We start from the raw sequence: 19,423 nt of genomic DNA, 5'->3' as shown, positions 1-19,423 counted from the left end.
AATCAATTGATGCTACCTATCCTTAAAGTCAAGCTACTTAAAGTCAAGCTCATCCTAGCTGATCAGTGATCAGTATTACTTTCTTGAGCAACAGCTAACCTAGGGCTGATCATAACTAGGGCTGATCATAACCCGTCTGGAGATTATTTGATGGCAGCAGGAGCAGAGGCTGATGAACCAATAACCCGGGCAGCCCAAAACTATTATAAAAGAATTATTGACCCTGATCTGCAACAAGCGTTTGATGATGTCACAGCATTAGCTGCACAAATTTGCCAAACGCCCATGGCTCTGATTACCCTGATTGACAGTAACAGTCAATGGTGTCAGTCTAGTCTGGGCGATTATGAAACGTCAATAAGTCAAAATACCTTTTTATCCAGCCATGGGATTGAGTCAGCTGAGGTATTGGTAGTTCAGGATACCCTAGCTGATCAACGGTTTGCCACTAATCCCTTAGTTACTGCTGAGCCTCATATTCGGTTTTATGCTGCAGTTCCCCTAATTACCTCTGAGGGATATGCTCTGGGAACACTTGCGGTCATGGATCAGGTTCCAAAGGAACTTCAGCCTCAACAGTTAGGCGGATTACAAGCCTTAAGTCGTCAACTGATCAGCCAACTGGAGCTAAAACAACAGTTAGCGGATTTACAGCAACCTCAGCTAGAAAACCAAGGTCTTGAGCATGAATTACCCCAGGTTGACCAAGAACTCCTGGATTTTTTAGAAAATGGCTCCGTTGGTCTCCATTGGGTGGATAGCAATGGCATCATCCTGTGGGCTAATCAGGCAGAGTTAGATCTGCTGGGTTACAACGCCCAGGAGTATATCGGTCACCACATTGCTGAATTTTACCTGGAGCAAGAGGTGATTGACGATATCCTGGCCAGACTAACTGCTAAAGAAACCTTAAAAAACTACGAAGCCAGACTCTTGTGCAAAGATGGCTCGATTCGCCATGTGCTGATTAACTCTAATGCCCTCTGGAAAAATGGCAAATTTGTCCATACCCGATGTTTTACTCGTGACATTACTGAATGGAAACGGATCCAGGAAGAACGCGATCGCTTCTTTGACCTCTCGATAGATTTGCTGTGTATAGCGGGTTTCGATGGCTACTTTAAGCGCTTGAGCCCTTCCTTTACTAGCACCTTGGGTTACACCGAAGCGGAACTAACCAGCACCACGTTTTTCAATTTTGTCCATCCCGATGACCGAGCAGCAACTAGGGCGGAAATGGAACAATTGGGGACTGGCATCCCTACTGTCTATTTCGAGAATCGCTATCGCTGTCAAGATGGGTCTTATAAATGGCTAGCCTGGGCTGCTTATCCTGTAGTTAACGATGGTTTAATTTATGCGATCGCACGGGACATTACCGAGGCCAAACACAAGCAAGCCAGCCTCGAAGAAAGTGAAGCTCGCTTCCGGATGATGGCTGATCATGCCCCAGTGATGATCTGGATGTCAGGCACTGATAAACTTTATAACTTTTTCAATCAGCTTTGGTTGAACTTCACCGGTAAGACCCTCGAACTTGAATTGGGCAAGGGCTGGGCTGAAGGGGTGCATCCTGATGACCTAGAGTCCAGCTTCAATACCTATGTATCCGCCTTCGACGCCAGAGAAAATTTTCCCATGGAGTACCGCTTGCGACGTAGGGATGGGCAGTATCGTTGGATATTAGATATAGGCACTCCCAGATTTACCCCCAATGGGGACTTTACCGGTTACATCGGTTCTTCCATCGATATCACTGAGCGCAAACAGGCGGAAGAGGCCTTGCGTAGACAGGCTCTGATTTTTGAAAGTATCTTCGATGGGATCATAATCACCGACTTAGCCGGTAAGATAATTGATTGGAATCCCGCTTCAGCGCGAATATTCGGCTACACCAAAGCTGAGGTATTGGGTACAACTGTAGGGATTTTGCACCGACCGGAAGAGGCGACGGTTCTAACCGATCAGATTATCCAGGAGATGACCAGGTCCCGACGTTGGTCTGGGAAGATTCACTTTATTGGCAAAGATGGCAGGTGTGGGGTGTGTGAAACGGTGGTAGTACCTCTGTATGATCAGCAAGACAATATGGTGGCCACCATTGGTCTTAACCATGATATAACCGAGCGGGAGCAAAATCAGCAGGAATTGTATCAAAGCGAGGCTCGCTATCGCGCTATTGTCGAAGATCAAACCGAACTCATCTGTCGTTTCCGTCCTGATGGAACTCTTACCTTTGTCAATGGTGCCTACTGTCGCTATTTCAGCAAGTCAGAGGAAGAGTTGATTGGGCAACGGTTTTTGCCATTGATTCCCAATGAGGATATCAAAAGGCTAGAAGAGTGTATTACTTCTCTAAGCCCTGAGAATCCGGTAGAAACGGTTGAACACCGGGTGATTATGCCCACAGGAGAGATGCGCTGGCAGCAGTGGAGCGATCGTGCCATCTTTAACGAGCAGGGTCAATTAATTGAGCTCCAGGCAGTAGGACGGGACATCACTGAACACAAGCACGCAGACGAGCAACTTTTGCAAAAGTCTCAGGCTCTGGAAACCTTTAGTAACAACCTCAAACACTTACATCGGCTGAATACCACCAATTACCAAAACTTTGAGCTGCTGTATGCTGACTATCTGGAGACGGGATGTAAAATTTTAGGGATGCCCACTGGCATTATAAGTCAAGTACACCTTAATTCCTACACCATCCTGTCGGTCAGGTCTGATCTAGAAGGGTTAGTAGCTGGCTCAGAGTTTGAATTAAAAAATACCTATTGTGCTGTTGTCGTTCACGAAAAAAAGACCATTGCCTATACTCATGTAGGTGACATGGAACTGATGCACGCTCATCCAGTCTACCAAACTCTAAAACTTGAGTCCTATATCGGCACTCCTATATTTGTCTATGGTGAAGTCTACGGCTCCCTGAATTTTTCCTCAACCCAGGTAAGAGAAACGGATTTCCAGCCTCACGAACGGGAAATTGTAGAATTAATGGCTCAAAGTCTTGGTCGATTGATTGCAGCTCATCAAGCAGAAATAGAGCGCCAACAGGCAGAAGCTGCACTGCTCGAGAGTGAATCGACCCTGCGTAGTTTCTTCAACAGTTCCGCACTATTGATGGGGGTCGTGGAACTTCTGGATGATGACATCCTGCATATTTCTGATAATAAGAGTACGGCGGATTTTTTCGGGACTACACCCGAGGCCATGCAGAATCGGTTAGCCAGTGACCTGGGGGCACCCAAAACTCATATCCGTCGGTGGATTACCCATTACCGAGAAAGCCAACAAAGCAATCAGCCCATTTCCTTCGAGTATGATCACACCACTGAAACCGATACCCGGTGGTTATGCGCTACTGTATGCCCAATTCCCGACACAACCGCTCCTCACCCCCGATTTTCCTATGTGGTGGATGACATTACTGACCGTAAGTTAGCAGAGCAAGAACTCCAGCGCCAAAATCAGCGATCGCAATTGTTTTCAGAAATTACCCTGAAAATCCGCCAGTCTCTACAACTGGAGCAGATTTTGCAAACGGCTGTTACAGAAGTGCAACAATTTCTCAAGGCTGACCGAGTTGTACTCTTCCAACTGAGTTTTGATGGCTGGGGGAAAGTGCTTCAAGAAGCAGTAGTACCTGGTTGGCCAATCATGCTCGGACAAAGCATCGAAGATCCTTGCTTTCATGAAGAGTACCTGGATCAGTATCGTCAGGGAAGGGTTAGCAACATCTGTGACTTAGAAAACTCTGATATCGAAGCTTGCCATGTAGAAATGCTGCAACAGTTTGGGGTAAAAGCTAACCTAGTGGTACCAATTCAGCAACAAGACCAACTTTGGGGTTTGCTCATTGCCCATCAGTGTTCGAATCCACGACCATGGACTAACTTTGAAAGTGAATTGTTGCAACAACTGGCCGACCAAATTGGTATTGCCTTAGCCCAAGCCCAGCTTTTAGAAACAGAAACCCGTCAGCGTCAGGAACTTGCCCGTTCTAATGCTGAACTACAAGAGTTTGCCTATGTAGCATCCCATGACCTGCAAGAACCCCTGCGCAAGATTCGGGCATTTGGCGATCGCCTTCAGACCAGGTATCATGAACAGTTAACAGAGCAGGGGCAGGACTACCTGATACGGATGCAGAATGCTGCAGAACGGATGCAGGTGTTAATCAGTGACTTGCTTAGCCTTTCCCGGGTGACCACCAAGGCAAGACCTTTGGTTGCCACTGATCTGGCTCAAGTGGTACAAGAGGTACTCTCTGATTTAGAACTACGTATCCAGCAATCTGGTGGCGTAGTGGAAGTCGGTGAACTACATACTATTGAAGCTGATCCCCTGCAAATGCGTCAACTTTTGCAAAACCTGATCAGTAACGGACTTAAATTCCGACCAGAACAAAGAGGTAACCTCGTTACAATTTATAGTCAACTGATTCAGGAAAGTGTTCCCTTAAGTTATGGAGGCGCAACCGTTAATCAGCGTTGTCAGATTATAGTTGAAGACAATGGTATTGGGTTTAACCCCGAGTATCGCGATCGCATTTTCCAAACCTTTCAACGGCTCCATGGTCGCAGCGAGTATGAAGGAACCGGCATCGGTCTAGCTATCTGCCGTAAAATTGTTGAGCGCCATAATGGTAGCATCATGGCAGAAAGCACACCAGGACAGGGGGCTAGGTTTATTGTTACGGTGCCGATTAAACAAAGTTGAAGATTAAAGGTTAAAGGTGAAAGGTTAAAGGTGAAAAGTTAAAGGTTGTTCGCGTAGCGTGGCCTTTTGGCCAAGGTTAAACGTTAAATAATGAAAACATACTAGTAGTTGAGTGACTAATCAATAAAATACCTCAAATTTATCCCTTTATACTTCATAATCCCTTCATATTTACTTTATAATTCCTTTATAATTTTTGGTCGAGGAGATAATGCTTAGTGAATGAAAGCCGAAATCCCGTGGTAATTCTAATGGCAGATGATGATCCGGATGATTGTCTGTTGGCAAGGGAGGCTCTCTTAGAGAGTAAGTTGACCGATGAGCTATACTTTGTCAGTGATGGCGAGGAATTGATGGATTATCTGTATCACCGTGGTAAACACACCCAGGCCAGCATGTCCCCTCGTCCAAGTTTAATCCTACTGGATTTGAATATGCCGAAAAAAGATGGTCGTGAAGCCCTCAGAGAAATTAGGGCTGATCCTAATCTACGAGTTATACCAGTTGTGGTGCTGACTACCTCAAAGGCTGAAGAAGATATTTATCATAGTTATAACTTAGGAGCAAATTCTTTCATCGTTAAGCCTGTCACCTATAGTTCCCTAATTGAGGTGATGCAAACGTTAAAAAAGTACTGGTTGGACATCGCCGAATTGCCCCCCGAAGGGAATAAATAGACTGCCATGAGTAAATACTCACAACCGCCAGCTGAACGTTTTGATGTTTCTTCTGATGTTTCTACTGTACCACTAAAGACTGATCCACTCAGGACTATTTCCAAAACCGACCCTCATCAATGTTCGTTGATCACAGACCTGGCAAATTGCTTACCCAAATCAGAACTCAGAACTCACCACTCTCGACTAATTTCCTTCGATTCCTCTGGTGCCAGACCAATGTACAACCCTTTGGTTAATGTATTACTCGTTGATGATGACGAAGATGACTATATTCTAACTCGTGATTTACTGTCGGAAAACCGGAGGGCTAGATTTAGCTTGACTTGGGTGGCAACCTATGCTAAGGGCTTAGAAATGATTGCTCAGAACCACCATGATGTTTATCTACTGGACTACCGTCTTGGTGAGCATAATGGACTTGAACTCCTGGGTGAAGCCATTGCCAGGGGGTGTACAGCACCGATTATCCTCCTCACTGCCCAGGGAGACCATGAGGTTGACATGGAAGCCATGAAAGCTGGGGCAGCCGATTACCTGGATAAGAGTCAGCTCAGAGCACCTTTACTAGAGCGTTCCATCCGCTATGCCCTTGAGCGCCAGCAAGCCCAACAAAAAATTCGGGAACAAGCGGCTTTGTTGGATGTGGCAACCGATGCCATTCTGGTTCGGGATCTAGACAATACTATCTCATTTTGGAATAAAGGGGCAGAGTGTCTCTATGGTTGGCAGGCAGCAGAAGTGATTGGGAAAAAAGAGCATCTACTGCTGTACGAACAAGCACCAGCTGACCTAGCCGAGGCAGACCAAAGTGTGGCCAAAACAGGGGAGTGGTATGGTGAGTTGAATCAAGTCACCAAAGATGGCAAAGAAATTATTGTTGAAAGTCGCTGGACTTTGGTGCAAAATCCTCAGGGACAGGCCAAATCAATCTTGATTGTCAATACTAATATAACTGAGAAGAAACAACTGGAAACCCAGTTTCTCCATGCTCAGCGCATGGAGAGCATTGGTACCTTAGCTGGGGGCATCGCCCATGACCTGAACAACTTATTAGCTCCTATTCTAATGTCCGCTCAACTGTTGCAGCTTAAAATCTCAGATCAGCGGCATGTGCAACTCCTAAAAACTGTAGAGAATAATGCTAGGCGCGGGGCTGGTTTAGTCAAGCAAGTTTTATCGTTTGCTCGGGGTGTTACAGGTCAACGAACGGTTTTACAAGTCAGGCATTTGATTCGGGAAATTCGACACATTATCCTAGAAACATTTCCCAGATCCATTGAACTGTCTACGGATATAGACCCCAATCTTTGGTCTGTATCTGGCGATGCCACACAACTGCACCAAGTGTTGATGAACCTCTGCATCAATGCTCGTGATGCTATGGTTGATGGTGGAACGTTGACATTGTCTGCCCAAAATATTTTTTTAGATCAAAACTATGCCAGGATGCATATTGATGCTTATATCGGTCCCTACATTGTGGTGACCGTTGCTGATACTGGCATTGGTATTCCCTTGAAAATACAGCCAAGAATTTTCGAGCCATTTTTCACTACTAAAGAAATCGGTCAAGGTACAGGACTAGGTTTGTCTACTGTCAGAGGTATTGTTAAAAGTCACAGCGGTTTTGTGAATGTGTATAGTGAAGTGGGGGTAGGTACTCACTTTAAAGTATATTTGCCAGCAGTAGAATACTCCCCAATTCCTGCCGAGGAAGAACTAGAACTACCGACAGGAAACGGTGAGTTGATTTTAGTGGTGGATGACGAAGCGGCTATTGGTGAGATTACCAAGACTTCCTTAGAAAACTATGGCTATAGGGTGATCAGTAGCAGGGATGGTAGGGAAGCGATCGCACTCTATAGGCAACATCAGGATGATATTAGCTTGGTGCTGATGGATATGATGATGCCAGTTATGGATGGACCAGCAACTATCCTTCGATTGCAAGAAATTAACTCCGAGATCAAAATTATTGGCATCAGTGGGTTGCCTATCAGTGATAAAGTCGATGCGGCGGCTGAAGCTGGAGTTAAAACCTTTTTGTCAAAGCCTTACACCGCTAAGGAATTATTGCAGGCTATTGATCGTGTGCTTAAAGGTCGTTAATTGTGGTGAGTATAAAGTTCTGGGTTTTTCGGAGCAGGGAGCAGGGAGCAGGGAGCAGGGAACAGGGAGCAGGGAGCAGGGAGCAGGGAGCAGGGAGCAGGGAGCAGGGAGCAGGGAGCAGGGAGCAGGGAGCAGGGAGCAGGGAGCAGGGAGCAGAAACATTTCTTAACCTTTACTTCGACTGCTCTAATTGTTAATTAGGGCTTGCTGATTAACTCTCATGGGCATTGACAGATAAAGGTTTTCGCCTTTTTGGGTCTCTTTAAGTGCAAGCAAATCGGTCGAAAAAGCTCAAAAAATTAGCATACAAAGACTTGAGCCGAAAAATAAAGGGACAAGTCTTCCGACTACCTTCTATATAATTCCCATTTCTCCTAACTCCTGACTCCTAACTCCTGACTCAATTCAATACCAAAAGACTTTTTCAGCAAACCCTAATTAGAATTGTTAATTTTTGATTTTAGTTGTTAATTTTAATTATTCAATTTAATTCCCATTTTCCATTTTCCATTTGCTATTTGCCATTTGCATAGCTTTTCCCTTTAATACTAAGTTGCGGTCAAAGGTACAACTTTCTCTTCCCCCAATCTCCCCATCTCCCCATCTCCCCATCTCCCTATCTCCCTATCCAACCAATCTACTCTCTTTGAATGCAACTCCCTATAAAACTTGACTAAAACATGAGGATTACAGGGGCATGGTCACTAGGTTTATCTAGTTTTCTCGGTTCTATGTCAATGGTACAACTAATCGCTTGATTGTAAAGATTGGGGGTTAGGTAGATATGGTCAATGCGCCAACCCCGATTACCCCGAAAGGCACGGGTGCGATAGTCCCACCAACTAAAATTACCCCCTTCTTTGGTAAATTTGCGAAAGGCATCTGCTAAACCTAGGTCTAAGACAGATTGTAGGGCTTGACGTTCTACTGGGGACGCCATGATATGCTTTTCTTTGCCTTTAGGATCATGGATATCCCGGTCTTCTGGGGCAATATTAAAGTCCCCACATACACAAAGTTCATGGGACTGTTGTTCTAGGATACTGTTTAAATAGTCCCGCAGTATCTTCAGCCAACGTAGCTTGTAGTCATACTTCTCACTGTTCACCGAAGCCCCATTGGGAACATAGAGGTTAACAATGCGGACGCCATCTACTGTAGCGCTAATCACTCGCTTTTGTTCATCTAAGTCCCCGACCTGAGCTGTATCCAACACCGCAGCAAAACCAGTAGTTACTTCTGTGGCTGGTTTCCGGCTAAAGATGGCTACACCGTTATAGGATTTTTGCCCAGAAATATAAAGGTAATACCCCAATTCTTCAAAAAGCGATCGCGGAAACTGGGCATCGACTACTTTAGTTTCTTGCAGGCAAAGCACATCTACTTGGGTCCGTTGCAACCAATCTATTACTTGAGCTTGGCGACTCCGAATTGAGTTGACGTTCCAGGTAGCGATTTTCATTAGCCCTACAGGTGATTAGATTTAGTCCAAAACAGACAGCAACTACGTCTACGCCAGCGTTGGGGAGCAGGATATAGATACCTTCTACTCAGACATCAAAAACAGACTACCATAGTTTTCAACAGGCTAGTTTAGCAGTAAAGGAAGAGATATCACGTCGGACATATTACAGTAAACCCCTTCAACTAATTTGAAGGGGTTGATTACAGTGTTTGATAAAACCTGATTAGGATGATTATGAGATCGAGGTTTTTTTGAGTAATCGATAATCGGGCTTTGGGTAATTTATCATATTATTTATAGCACTACGCATTAAGGTGTTTGACATTGTCTTGATGCAAAGCGCGAGTGGGGGAAACCACGGCAGTCGCTCATGGGGGAAACCACGGCAGTCGCTCATGGGGGAAACCCCCTTTGGCGGCGCTGCCTCCCCAAGACCGCGCTGCCTCCCCAAGACCGCGCTGCATCGCTCCTAAATTCCGAAACGTGAGTCTAGCTGACTTCTGACTTCTGACTTCTGACTTCTGACGCTAAGCGTAGCGCTATACCTTTTCACTTTGACCCTGTATAAATTGGTGTTCTGCCACCAACCTCCCTAACTCTGGCAACAAAGCCAAGTTACGAGGTCGCTGGAGACGATAGACACTACACTGATTGGCAAGCTGAGCACACTGAAGAAGATGGGATGCTTTCTCAGAGTCAAATAAGCTGTTTAGACGGGAGTGACGGGATAGTTCCATCACCGCCTCCTGAAGTTTCAGACGCTTAATACTCAACTGTGAACCTGAAACCAGTACATAGATGCACCGGATTGGTAGTAGCGCTTGGGTAAAATCCTGATTTAATAGATAGTCAGGTTTATTTAACTTCGGTACCAGCAGACCCAGCTTATCCTGGTCATATCCCAAAACCTTAGCCACTTCTCGACTTAGTTTAATTTGAGGAAAGCTAGAAGCAACTTTAGCTGTCCCCTGATCCAACGTCACAGGTGCAACATCATCAGTGATGATTCTGTATCCCTGACTATGGAGTGCAGCAGCAATTGAAGACTTACCCTCACCGGAATCACCCAAGAAAACAACCGCACCACCATTAATATTGACTATACTGGCATGTAGCACCAACAATCCTCGCTGATAGAGCAGAATCGCCATCACAGTTCCCACTAGAGCCGTTTGAATGCGGCTCAGACAGGCTTCTGCTGAGGGAATGATCGTAATCGAGTTTCCCCCCTGTACCAGAAACAGCCCTGTGTCTTTGAGATAAATCACCGCCTCCTTTGGACTCAACTGCAAAGCCATCGGCTGCTGGATAACTTCCTTTGGAATGTAGTCACTGATTTTGCGATTCGGCGTTCGCGTTTGGCCTACGGCCTCAGCCGACGCTACGCGAACGCATCCCGTACTGTAATCATTACTCTGAATGTGAATCATCACATCACACTCTACTTCTGCTGGGATAAACTCTGGGATTGGTAGCGCCGAGTGGATTCCCAAACCATAAGCAACATAGGAAAACAGCTTTTGCTTTTTGCCACCCAACACTTTGCAATCCACTAATTGGCTGTCAATTTCAGACATATCGCCAACTGAACACTTAGATAGTTTCTTAGAGATTGTGCCATCCAAACTCATAATTAATTTCTCAAATAACTATTGCGCGTAGATGCAATCACAAGAAACTGATGCAGCAGTTTCTTGACTCCCCTTGATCAGCCATTCCAGTTCAAAAATTACCCTGGCATCCGTTGCTTAAGCCTAATTGTAGGGGCGCAAGGCTTGCGCCCTCACTATATGTAGTTAAGTTGCGGTGCAACCCGTGGCGAATTTAATTCGACGACTGTAAGCGCACCGTTTAGCTATTAAGGTTTAGTAATTAGCTTTTTAAGCTGACAATAAAGCAGCCTTGTGGTTTAGGGATTTATCGTTAAATTTGACTAGTTGACAACCCAATAAGTTGCCAAAACTATCAAAGTCATGACTTACGCCACAAAAACTTAATACCAAGTATTTGAGCTTTTAATGATACCCCTAATTTTCCCTTGATAAGGAAAAATTGTGAGGGTTATCATCAGCGATGCAGCGCGGTCTTGGGGGTTTCCCCCATGAGCGACTGCATCAAGACAGTGATTTTACGGCTAGTACTAATTCCAAATACTATTCTAAATTTTGATTCACAGTCCATGGCTCATGAATCTAATGGCAGATTCTACCCTGAGTAGCATTTAGACTGTCTTAAACGGATTCAGATTGATAATTTTAGCGCTTCAAATTAATTAAACTGTATCCTAATTAATCGATTTTTTCCACCACTACCTAAAATTTTAATAAAACTTAAATTATTTTATTAAATAATATCTATAAAAATGAGTTAAAAATCTTAGCAATTATTAGAGCATTTACAAATGATTTGTAAATAGATATGGTATTTTTTACTAATAAAAAAAAACTCTGTATTCCTTACCAAGGTTACCAGATACCGACTTTCCTGTTCCCTAAAGGGTTTAATTCTATGTTCACATCTCAAATGGAAATGCTATAGCATTAGCTAGGGAGTAGGGAGTAGGGAGTAGGGAGTAGGGAGTAGGGAGTAGGGAGTAGGGAACTCAGAAGGTAAGCATTAAGCAGTCAGCGGTCAGCGGTCAGCGGTCAGCTTATTTTATTCAAAAGCACCGATTGCGCTACTTGAGGTGCTGCGCGAACAGTAAGGTGGCACAGGCTTTGGCCTTTGGCCACGCTGTGCGAACGACGCATCGGACCCATAAGCTAATAGCTGATAGCTAATAGCTGATAGCTGATAGCTAATAGCTGATAGCTGATAGCTGATAGCTGATAGCTGATAGCTGATAGCTGATAGCTGATAGCTGATAGCTGATAGCTGATAGCTTACCTTCAAGTTAGCGATAATTTTTAGCCTGAGTTTCAAACAAATGGGCATAAGTACCATCTAACTGCATCAGTTCCGCATGGGTACCACTTTCTACAATTGAACCTTGGTCCATCACATAGATCCGGTCAGCCATTTTCACAGTAGATAAGCGATGGGTGATCAGAATAGCAGCTTGATCTTCGATCAGTTCGCGGAATTTCATAAACACCTCGTATTCTGCCTTAGGATCCATAGCAGAGGTAGGCTCATCTAATACAATAACCTGAGAGTCTCGTAGAAAAGCTCGTGCTAAGGCTATTTTCTGCCATTGACCAATACTAAGTTCTTCCCCGTGGTCAAATAATTTCCCCAGCATGGTATTATACCCTTGGGGCAAACTAGTGATAACATCATCAGCACCAGAACGACGAGCAGCATCAATAATAGTTTCGTGATCTCGTGGTAAATCAATGTCAGCTAACCAGATATTTTCCTTAGCGGTGAAATTATATTTAGCGTAGTCTTGGAAAATCACACTGATTTGGCGGCGTAAGTCAGCTATTTTAAAATTGCGGATATCAATCCCATCAATGGTGATGCTGCCAGCGGTTGGATCGTACAAACGACACAAGAGTTTAATTAAGGTTGTTTTACCGGAACCGTTTTCTCCCACTAGCGCTATAGTTTCCCCTGGTCGCACCGTGAGGTTGATATTTTTAAGTGCCTTACGAGTTGTAGTACCGTATTGGAAACTAACATGATCGAAAACAATACCACGGCTCATGGAGTGGGGAATTGATTTGGGATAAGTTGGTTCAACAACCTTAGGTTTTAGATCCAGAAATTCGTAGAGGTTACCTAAGAATAGGTTATCTTCATAAAGACCAGATATACTAGTTAGTAAACCTCGAATATTATTTTGTCCCCGCTGCAACGCTTGGTGATACAGCACTAAATCTCCTAAGCGCAAATCCCCATGAACAGTTTGATAGACAATAAAGCCATAGACAGAAAAAATTAACATTCCGGCAACGGCTTGAGCACCAAAGTTAGCAAAGGAGCGTCCAGTAGCAATGGCTACTTTTTCTTTATAAAGTTGCTCTCGGATGCGACGATACCAGTCAGTAAAGAAAACCCCTAAATCAAACAAGCGAATTTCTTTAGCAAACTGGTCTGAGGTTAGCATATAACCCAAATACATGGATTGCCGTTCCATGGGTGTTTTTTTACGCTGCCAACGATAGATAACCCGAGAGTATTTTACTCGCACCACCATTGCGGGCATAGCAGCAATAAATAAAATTCCAGCAATTCCCCAATGGAGGGAGAGTAATAAACTCACCATCGCTAACAAGGAAATACTATTTTGAGCTATTTGTGTGAGACGATTTAGGACTCGGGGCGGTCGGTAGGGCGCTTCTTGTTGAGCTCGTTGTAAGGTATCGTAGTATAGGGCATTTTCGTAGTACTCCAAGTCAGCTTCTAGGGATTTATCCTGAATAATCCCTTGCATGTAGTCAGTCACTCGCTGAGAATGAGCAGTATTGACTACTTCACCTAACGAGTTCAAAAGAGTAGTGACAAGAGTAACTGTACCGGCTAAGATTAGGAAAAGTAAAACATCACGAAATACCGCTTGTTTATCAGCATTAAGTAATCCGTCAGTTACTGTATCAATTATTAATTTGGTAAGATAAATTGATAGTAGAGGTAATATCCCCTGAACCAGCAAAAGTCCTACGCGAGCTCCTGTCAAAAAGGGACTGCTTTGCCAGACTAGACGCAGTGCAGGCAAAAGGCGTAATGTTTGCTGGATTTTTTGTCTTAAGGTTTTGCCTGCTCCCATTTTTTGTGTTAAAGTTTAGAGGTTAGAAGTTTAGTGTTAAAGGTATTGTTTTTACTACTATCAGAAGTAGTTAATTCTTCGATATCTTTCTCTACCAAGGCCACTAGATCAGGAAGTTCCATCAGATTAGGCTTTCTGGTGAAACGACAGATAGATACAGTCTTGATCAGACTGGCGCACTGACTCAGATGAGTACTGACACAGTCTGGAGCAATTAGCACATCTACATCACGGCTATGACGAACTAGTTCAGGGAAAGCTTGTTGAGGCGTTAGCTTGGTAATCTGATGTTGGTCTCCCTTGGCCAATACATAGAGCCGCTTCAGGGGTACAGCAGTGCGTTGAAACCCATCTGTGAATTTGTAAGAAAGCTTTGGTGCGTTGGGGTAAAGAGGAGGTAAGCTATTAGAATTGTGTCCTAGAGAATCCGCTGCTGATGGCCAAAGTTTAATCTGAGGGAAGCTAGGAATAATCAAAGGATAACCGTCATCAAGGTTGACAGGCATGACATCATCAGTTATTACTTGATAACCCTTCCGATGAAACGCTCCTGCTAAGGTGGATTTACCCCAGCCTGACCCACCCATGAATGCGATCGCTTGATTGTTGACCACAATGCTGCTAGCATGGAGTACTAGCAATCCCCGCTGTCTCAGCACCACAGACATACAAGCTCCAAGAATGTTAGGGCTGAGCTTAGAGTTGTCTGCTCCTGTGACAGGTTCGATCGTAATCTCTCGCCCATCTTCAATCAAAACCTTTGCTTTGCCATGCAATTCCCCAACAACACGGTTGCTCCAATTAGCTGTTTCTGGAGGAAGATGACTTAATTTCCCTAAACGTATGATCACATCAGGGGGTCGATCAGATTCCATCAGCTCGGGTAAGGCAATCTCTGAGTGAATACAAAGGTTGTAGGCCGTATAGATGTACATAATTGATACTTAGGAGCAGGTTAAACTTGATCGGAGAACTTGATAGCAGAAAAGGCGTCCCCTCACTCTAGCCAAGACCCTTCTGCTGAGTCAGTGTTGCAGGACTAACGAGTTGGGGGATGATGTTGCTAGTAGTAGATAATTTAGTAGTAGATAATTTAGTAGTAGATAATGCCTTTATCGCCTTTGGTGATAGCGCTACTGATATTGATTACTCAGAATTACCAGTAGTAATTGTGTTACTGTAGTTTGAACGGTTCACAATCACCATTGAAAATCAGCACATCGGTAATCTTGCGAGGTCCAATGATTTCGGTGATTTCTTAAATGGTGCCATGAACAATCATCTCTGAAGTAGCGTAGCTCTGTGCTATGGTGTTTTCTTTTTGCTGACACTAGCTTAAGGTAGTCACACCCTGAGGAAAGACTATAGCAATCCTATTTGAGTTGTGACAGGTGATAAGCTTGAAACCCATGTATAGCAAAGATCACAGTTTTCAAAATTGCCACGACCTATTTAGGATTGCTATATAGATTAATTAGCATCACCAGTAGTAATCCTGTTACTGTAGTTGGAACGGTTCACAATTACCATTGTTATCGCAGTCTAGGCTGCTTGAGCCCTCTGATGTAGCCTGGGGATTATTTAAATCACCATTGAAAATCAGCACATCGGCAATCTCCTTAGCTCCAGTGATTTCGGTTAGCTGCTCAATGGTGCCGTGAACAATCATCTCTGGAGTAGCGTAGCTCTTTTCCATGGTGTTACTTTCCTTTTGCTGATGGTAGCTTAAGGTAGTCACACCCTGATTTTAACTATAGATTATTCACTATTACTAGTAGTAATCCTGTTACTGTAGTTGGAACGGAGCACAATTACCATTGTTATCGCAGTCCAGGCTGCTGGAATCATCTGATGTAGCCGCAGGATTAGCCAAATCACCATTGAAAATTAGGACATCTGCAATCCGATCAGGTCCACTGATTTCGGTAATTTCTTCAATAGAACCGTGAACAATCATTTCTGGTGTAGTGTAGGTTTTTAGCATGGTGTTACTTTCCTTGTACTTATTTTGGTTTAAAGTAGTCACACCCTGAGTTAAACTATTGATTACTCATCATCAGTAGTAATCCTGTTACTATAGTTGGAACGGAGAACAATTACCATTGTTATCGCAGTCTAGGCTGCTTGAGTCATCGGATTCAGCTGCGGGATTATTCAAATCACCATTGAAAATCAGGACATCTGCCATCCGATCAGGTCCACTGATTTCGGTGAGCTCCTCAATAGAACCGTGAACGATCATTTCTGGTGTAGTGTAGGTTTTTAGCATGGTGTTACTTTCGTTGTACTTATTGTGGTTTAAGGTAGTCACACCCTGAGGAACGAGTATTAATTACTCACTGTCTTGATGCAGTCGCTCATGGGGGAAACCCCCAAGACCGCGCTGCATCGCTAATTACTCACTATCACCAGTCGTAATCCTGTTACTGTAGTTTGAACGGATCACAATTACCATTGTTATCGCAGTCTAGGCTGATTGAGTCATCTGATGAAGCCTGGGGATTAGCCGTATCACCATTGAAAATCAGGACATCTGCAATCCGATCAGGTCCAGTGATTTCGGTGAGCTCCTCAATGGTGCCGTGAACAATCATCTCTGGTGTAGTGTAGGTTTTTAGCATGGTTTTACTTTCCTTTTGCTGATAGTAATTTAAGGTAGTTACAGCCTGAATTGGACTTACGGTGTTTCAAAGGTTGTGCCCAAACCACAATCCCAAGCAGATTCCCTGCCAAGTTAGACTTAGGGTGTCACTTGGGTGCGGTCAAGCCACAACGCCAAGATGATTCCCTGCCAGACTGTCATGCAGTCTTTTTCTCGCACCCTGCCTCCTGAGGTCATGCGTCGATGAACTTGTCTCAGAAAGTCTGTGTCAACGTACCCTTCAATGAGTTCAAGCTTATTCAAGATCACATCGTCGAACACCTGACGATTTAGGGTCAGCAGACCGTGAATAAAGTTTGGACCCATATGGGCTTTGCCTCCTCGCCACTGGACAGCTTTTGGTAAAATATCTACCATCCCACGGCGCAATACCATCCGACTCCATCCCTGGTAGAGTTTCTGCTCGGAAGGCAGTGCTAGACAAAATTCAAGTAGCCGCTTATCCATAAAGGGATGACGAGCTTCGAGGGAAAATGCAGCATTGTAGCGGTCAAGCTGCTCTAGAATCAGGGGAAATATACCTTGGCTTAGATTACGCCAGTGGTCTTCTCTGACCGTGAGTGATGGTTGATCGGATTTGTCCAATGCGTGGATACGCTGATCCATACCAATGCGTTCAGCAAAGTTGCGGTTAACTAAAGGTGAAACAGAACTAGCTGACTTGTCTTGTCTGCGCCACTTTCGCCAAAGTTGCTTGATTGCTTCCGGAACTAACGCCTTGAGTCCATGATTTAGCAACAGGTGCTTACGGGAGATGCCAAAACGCTTGTGAATCTGATATACAGCTTTAGCAAAGGCAATCCACCGTAACTGCTTGGCGAGGGTTTTTAGGTGTAGGATACTGTAGTGTTTAACCAGGGATTGGGGTGAGTTACCAAAATTTTCGGAAAATGCCTCAGCTTCCTGGACAAAGGCTTCCCACTGTCCTTGATGGGCTAATTCTGTGAGTCTAGACACACCATGAAACACGACATTATCGCCATCGAGACCATCTAAAACAATTCGCATCCCTGCTTGCTGAGCAGCTTGACTCAGTCGCCAAGGATAATGATGACTTGGACCAAGTAAGGCTTCGTCTTCATACTCCCAAATCTCGTCAACATCTGACAGTGGACCAAACTGATCAGCATGGACATAGTGGGGAATCAGCCCACCCTGTTCTAAAACGGCATTGATGAAGGGACGTTCATCACACTCAGTCACTTTGTCAAAAATGTTGGAGAAGCTGTGGAGTTGAGCATCTCCTGCTTCAGCTAGTAGTTTCCTGGCGACACAAGTGATTGAGGAAGAATCTAATCCACCGCTCAAGTGAGAACCAATGGGAAAAGCACTACGGAGACGACAACGAACTGCTTCGGTAAAGATGTCACGAAATGCTTCAGCATAGGCTTCGTCTGAGTCTAATATCAGCTCACGATTGGGGTCTAGAGACCAGTAACAGTTTAGCTCTATCCCTGACTGACTAACGACCATGGTGTGAGCAGGAGGAAGCCGCAGAATGTTGTCATAAGTGGTGATGACTTTGTCTTCCATCATCAGGGCGACATAGTCAGCCATCCTGACTTCGTTAAGACGCTTTGGTACAAAGGGCAAACAGAAGAGTGCTTTGATTTCGGAGGCAAAAATAAACCCTTGACCGGATTTGTGATAGTAATAGAAAGGCTTAACCCCAACATGGTCTCTAGCACAGAAGAGGATCTGCTTGTGCTTATCCCAGATAGCGAAGGCAAAGTCACCTAATAGTTTCTCTGGACACTGCTCTCCCCATTTTTCATAAGCGGCTAAGATCAGTTGGCTATCGGTAATTTTTTCTGCTGGACGGTCGTTCAACTCTAGAGCAACAATCAGTTCCTCTCGATTATCAATCCGAGCATCAGCAGTAATAACTAGATCTCTGGAGTGATTAACTAAAGGTAACTTTTCCAGCAGCGATTCAGGGGTAGTCCAAAGCATCCGATGACCGAGACCAACAGACCCCTGGCACCAGATATCTGCTCCGTCTGGTCCCCGGTGGGCAAGGATATCTAACATTTGCCCAATATTTTCCCGGTCTATTGGTTCTTGGTCGAGGTAGTAAATCCCGACAATGCCACTCATAGTTTGCCTCCTTTAAACGATGGTAGTGGGGTAAACCGTGAAAGGTCTGTGAGATAGCCGATCACAACTTGTCCTTGGTTTTCCACCCATGCATGAGCTTCTAATTTTCCTCCCTCCCCTTTGGCAACACCAATTCTGAGTTGAGGGGAGTAACCACAGCGACTCATCAGTACTTGTGTGGTTAATGCTCTAGCTAAACACTTGACACCACCTGGCATGTAGCGACTGCTAAGATTAATAGCTCCGACAATTTTGCTTAGGTTAGTTTGGTTTACGCCTTGAGCTTGAGGTGATGGCTGACTGATTTTTGTTAGCAGTCGCCGCAATCTGTGAAATGGTAGTAACCATAGCCCTAGTCTGATTAATCCTAGTAAGATGAACGTGTTAATCACAAGTTGACGTTCTCTACTAGTAAGGCGCAAGAACTTACGCAACCGCTTCATCTTTTACCTCAATTAGCCCAACTGCTGCAAATTCTTGGAGTAATGCCAACAGATCGCGATCGCATTTTTCTGGCTCAACTTCGTACTCTGCTAGCAGTGCATCCCGAATTTCGTCTAAAGTTTTCGGTTCCTGGATCAGATTCCAGATGCTAGCACCTACGGTATTCAAGCCATAGTAAACTCCGGACTTCATGTCGAGGATGATTGCCTCTCCTCCAATATCAGAAGATAGTTGCTCTTGAGCTGCTACTACAATTGAAGACTTTGAGATAGTACAATCCAAACTCATGATTTTTTATTCTCCAAGTAATTATTGCTGTTATCTAAAACTAGTGAGGGAATTATATGGGTTTATAATTAATGGATTGAGAGGAATTCCCAAGATTGCTATGCTTGATTAGCCCTGATGGTTGTTATTTTGAGTAAAGTTAGGGTATAGTAGATGAATAACTTGATTAGTTTGAAGAGTTATTGGTAAGCTAGTATTGCTTGATATCGGGTTGATAAACGAGTTTTTAAAACCCATAAACCTAAAAT

At 44.3% G+C, this 19,423-nt stretch carries 19 protein-coding genes; 5 read left to right on the top strand and 14 right to left on the bottom strand.

All coding sequences use genetic code 11. The annotated features are described in order from the left end of the window. Nucleotides 1–150 precede the first annotated feature (150 nt). From F6K46_RS18395 to F6K46_RS18385, 3 genes are all read left to right on the top strand, one after another. The gene (locus F6K46_RS18395; RefSeq protein WP_293065270.1) at nt 151–4,719 is read left to right on the top strand and encodes a PAS domain S-box protein; all 4,569 of its coding nucleotides are present in this window, start codon (nt 151–153) and stop codon (nt 4,717–4,719) included. Nucleotides 4,720–4,937: 218 nt separating this feature from the next. After that, on the top strand, nt 4,938–5,396 hold the full coding sequence (locus tag F6K46_RS18390) for a response regulator (protein WP_366510821.1): 459 nt from the start codon (nt 4,938–4,940) through the stop codon (nt 5,394–5,396). A 6-nt stretch (nt 5,397–5,402) separates the two neighbouring features. After that, nucleotides 5,403–7,508, top strand: coding sequence for a response regulator (locus F6K46_RS18385; RefSeq protein WP_293065267.1), 2,106 nt, complete (start codon nt 5,403–5,405; stop codon nt 7,506–7,508). Here the strand turns inward: F6K46_RS18385 and F6K46_RS18380 are convergent. The 3 genes from F6K46_RS18380 to xth all read right to left on the bottom strand — a co-directional run bounded on the left by F6K46_RS18380 (nt 7,470) and on the right by xth (nt 8,970). Next, nucleotides 7,470–7,670, bottom strand: a complete 201-nt coding sequence (locus F6K46_RS18380; RefSeq protein ID WP_293117223.1) for a hypothetical protein — start codon at nt 7,668–7,670, stop codon at nt 7,470–7,472. The genes F6K46_RS18385 and F6K46_RS18380 overlap by 39 nt on opposite strands. 324 nt (nt 7,671–7,994) lie before the next feature. Then, the gene (locus F6K46_RS18375) at nt 7,995–8,120 is read right to left on the bottom strand and encodes a hypothetical protein (RefSeq protein ID WP_269087056.1); all 126 of its coding nucleotides are present in this window, start codon (nt 8,118–8,120) and stop codon (nt 7,995–7,997) included. Between the two features lie 61 nt (nt 8,121–8,181). Next, the gene (xth, locus tag F6K46_RS18370; protein ID WP_075902516.1) at nt 8,182–8,970 is read right to left on the bottom strand and encodes an exodeoxyribonuclease III; all 789 of its coding nucleotides are present in this window, start codon (nt 8,968–8,970) and stop codon (nt 8,182–8,184) included. Between the two features lie 348 nt (nt 8,971–9,318). Between xth and F6K46_RS18365 the strand changes: the two genes are divergently transcribed. Beyond that, a complete protein-coding gene (locus F6K46_RS18365; protein ID WP_293061808.1) occupies nt 9,319–9,477 on the top strand; it encodes a hypothetical protein in 159 nt (52 codons plus the stop codon). Between the two features lie 35 nt (nt 9,478–9,512). On the opposite strand, the gene F6K46_RS18360 is transcribed toward F6K46_RS18365, so the two are convergent. The 4 genes from F6K46_RS18360 to F6K46_RS18345 all read right to left on the bottom strand — a co-directional run bounded on the left by F6K46_RS18360 (nt 9,513) and on the right by F6K46_RS18345 (nt 14,619). Then, complete coding sequence (locus tag F6K46_RS18360; RefSeq protein ID WP_075902514.1) at nt 9,513–10,550, bottom strand: hypothetical protein; 1,038 nt, start codon at nt 10,548–10,550, stop codon at nt 9,513–9,515. Nucleotides 10,551–11,628: 1,078 nt separating this feature from the next. After that, nucleotides 11,629–11,907: a hypothetical protein gene (locus tag F6K46_RS18355; protein WP_293061806.1), complete on the bottom strand. Its 279-nt coding sequence runs from the start codon at nt 11,905–11,907 to the stop codon at nt 11,629–11,631. Continuing rightward, on the bottom strand, nt 11,867–13,684 hold the full coding sequence (locus F6K46_RS18350; protein WP_293061804.1) for an ABC transporter ATP-binding protein: 1,818 nt from the start codon (nt 13,682–13,684) through the stop codon (nt 11,867–11,869). The genes F6K46_RS18355 and F6K46_RS18350 overlap by 41 nt, the downstream gene beginning before the upstream one ends. Before the next feature lie 8 nt (nt 13,685–13,692). Beyond that, nucleotides 13,693–14,619 carry a hypothetical protein gene (locus tag F6K46_RS18345; RefSeq protein WP_293061802.1) on the bottom strand — a complete coding sequence of 309 codons (927 nt, stop codon included), beginning with the start codon at nt 14,617–14,619 and terminating at the stop codon, nt 13,693–13,695. A 119-nt stretch (nt 14,620–14,738) separates the two neighbouring features. Between F6K46_RS18345 and F6K46_RS18340 the strand changes: the two genes are divergently transcribed. Then, entirely contained in the window at nt 14,739–14,867 is a 129-nt protein-coding gene (locus tag F6K46_RS18340) for a hypothetical protein (RefSeq protein WP_293061800.1), read from the top strand. A 315-nt stretch (nt 14,868–15,182) separates the two neighbouring features. Here the strand turns inward: F6K46_RS18340 and F6K46_RS18335 are convergent, their stop codons facing one another. The 7 genes from F6K46_RS18335 to F6K46_RS18305 form a co-directional block, all read right to left on the bottom strand. After that, on the bottom strand, nt 15,183–15,380 hold the full coding sequence (locus F6K46_RS18335; RefSeq protein WP_293061798.1) for a hypothetical protein: 198 nt from the start codon (nt 15,378–15,380) through the stop codon (nt 15,183–15,185). Nucleotides 15,381–15,470: 90 nt separating this feature from the next. Then, a complete protein-coding gene (locus F6K46_RS18330; RefSeq protein WP_293061796.1) occupies nt 15,471–15,668 on the bottom strand; it encodes a lasso peptide in 198 nt (65 codons plus the stop codon). A 90-nt stretch (nt 15,669–15,758) separates the two neighbouring features. After that, nucleotides 15,759–15,953 (bottom strand): lasso peptide, encoded by a 195-nt coding sequence (locus F6K46_RS18325; protein WP_293061790.1) that lies wholly within the window; start codon nt 15,951–15,953, stop codon nt 15,759–15,761. A gap of 154 nt (nt 15,954–16,107) precedes the next feature. After that, entirely contained in the window at nt 16,108–16,305 is a 198-nt protein-coding gene (locus F6K46_RS18320; RefSeq protein WP_293061787.1) for a lasso peptide, read from the bottom strand. A 119-nt stretch (nt 16,306–16,424) separates the two neighbouring features. Next, on the bottom strand, nt 16,425–18,443 hold the full coding sequence (locus tag F6K46_RS18315) for a lasso peptide isopeptide bond-forming cyclase (protein ID WP_293061785.1): 2,019 nt from the start codon (nt 18,441–18,443) through the stop codon (nt 16,425–16,427). Next, nucleotides 18,440–18,886, bottom strand: coding sequence for a lasso peptide biosynthesis B2 protein (locus F6K46_RS18310; RefSeq protein ID WP_293061782.1), 447 nt, complete (start codon nt 18,884–18,886; stop codon nt 18,440–18,442). The genes F6K46_RS18315 and F6K46_RS18310 overlap by 4 nt, the downstream gene beginning before the upstream one ends. After that, complete coding sequence (locus F6K46_RS18305) at nt 18,870–19,175, bottom strand: PqqD family peptide modification chaperone (protein ID WP_293061780.1); 306 nt, start codon at nt 19,173–19,175, stop codon at nt 18,870–18,872. Before F6K46_RS18305 ends, F6K46_RS18310 begins: the two co-directional genes overlap by 17 nt. Between the last annotated feature and the right edge of the window lie 248 nt (nt 19,176–19,423).

Source organism: Moorena sp. SIO3E8, from assembly GCF_010692445.1.
In the GTDB taxonomy this organism is placed as follows: domain Bacteria; phylum Cyanobacteriota; class Cyanobacteriia; order Cyanobacteriales; family Coleofasciculaceae; genus Moorena; species Moorena bouillonii.
This window is presented reverse-complemented; position numbering and strand designations above follow the sequence as displayed.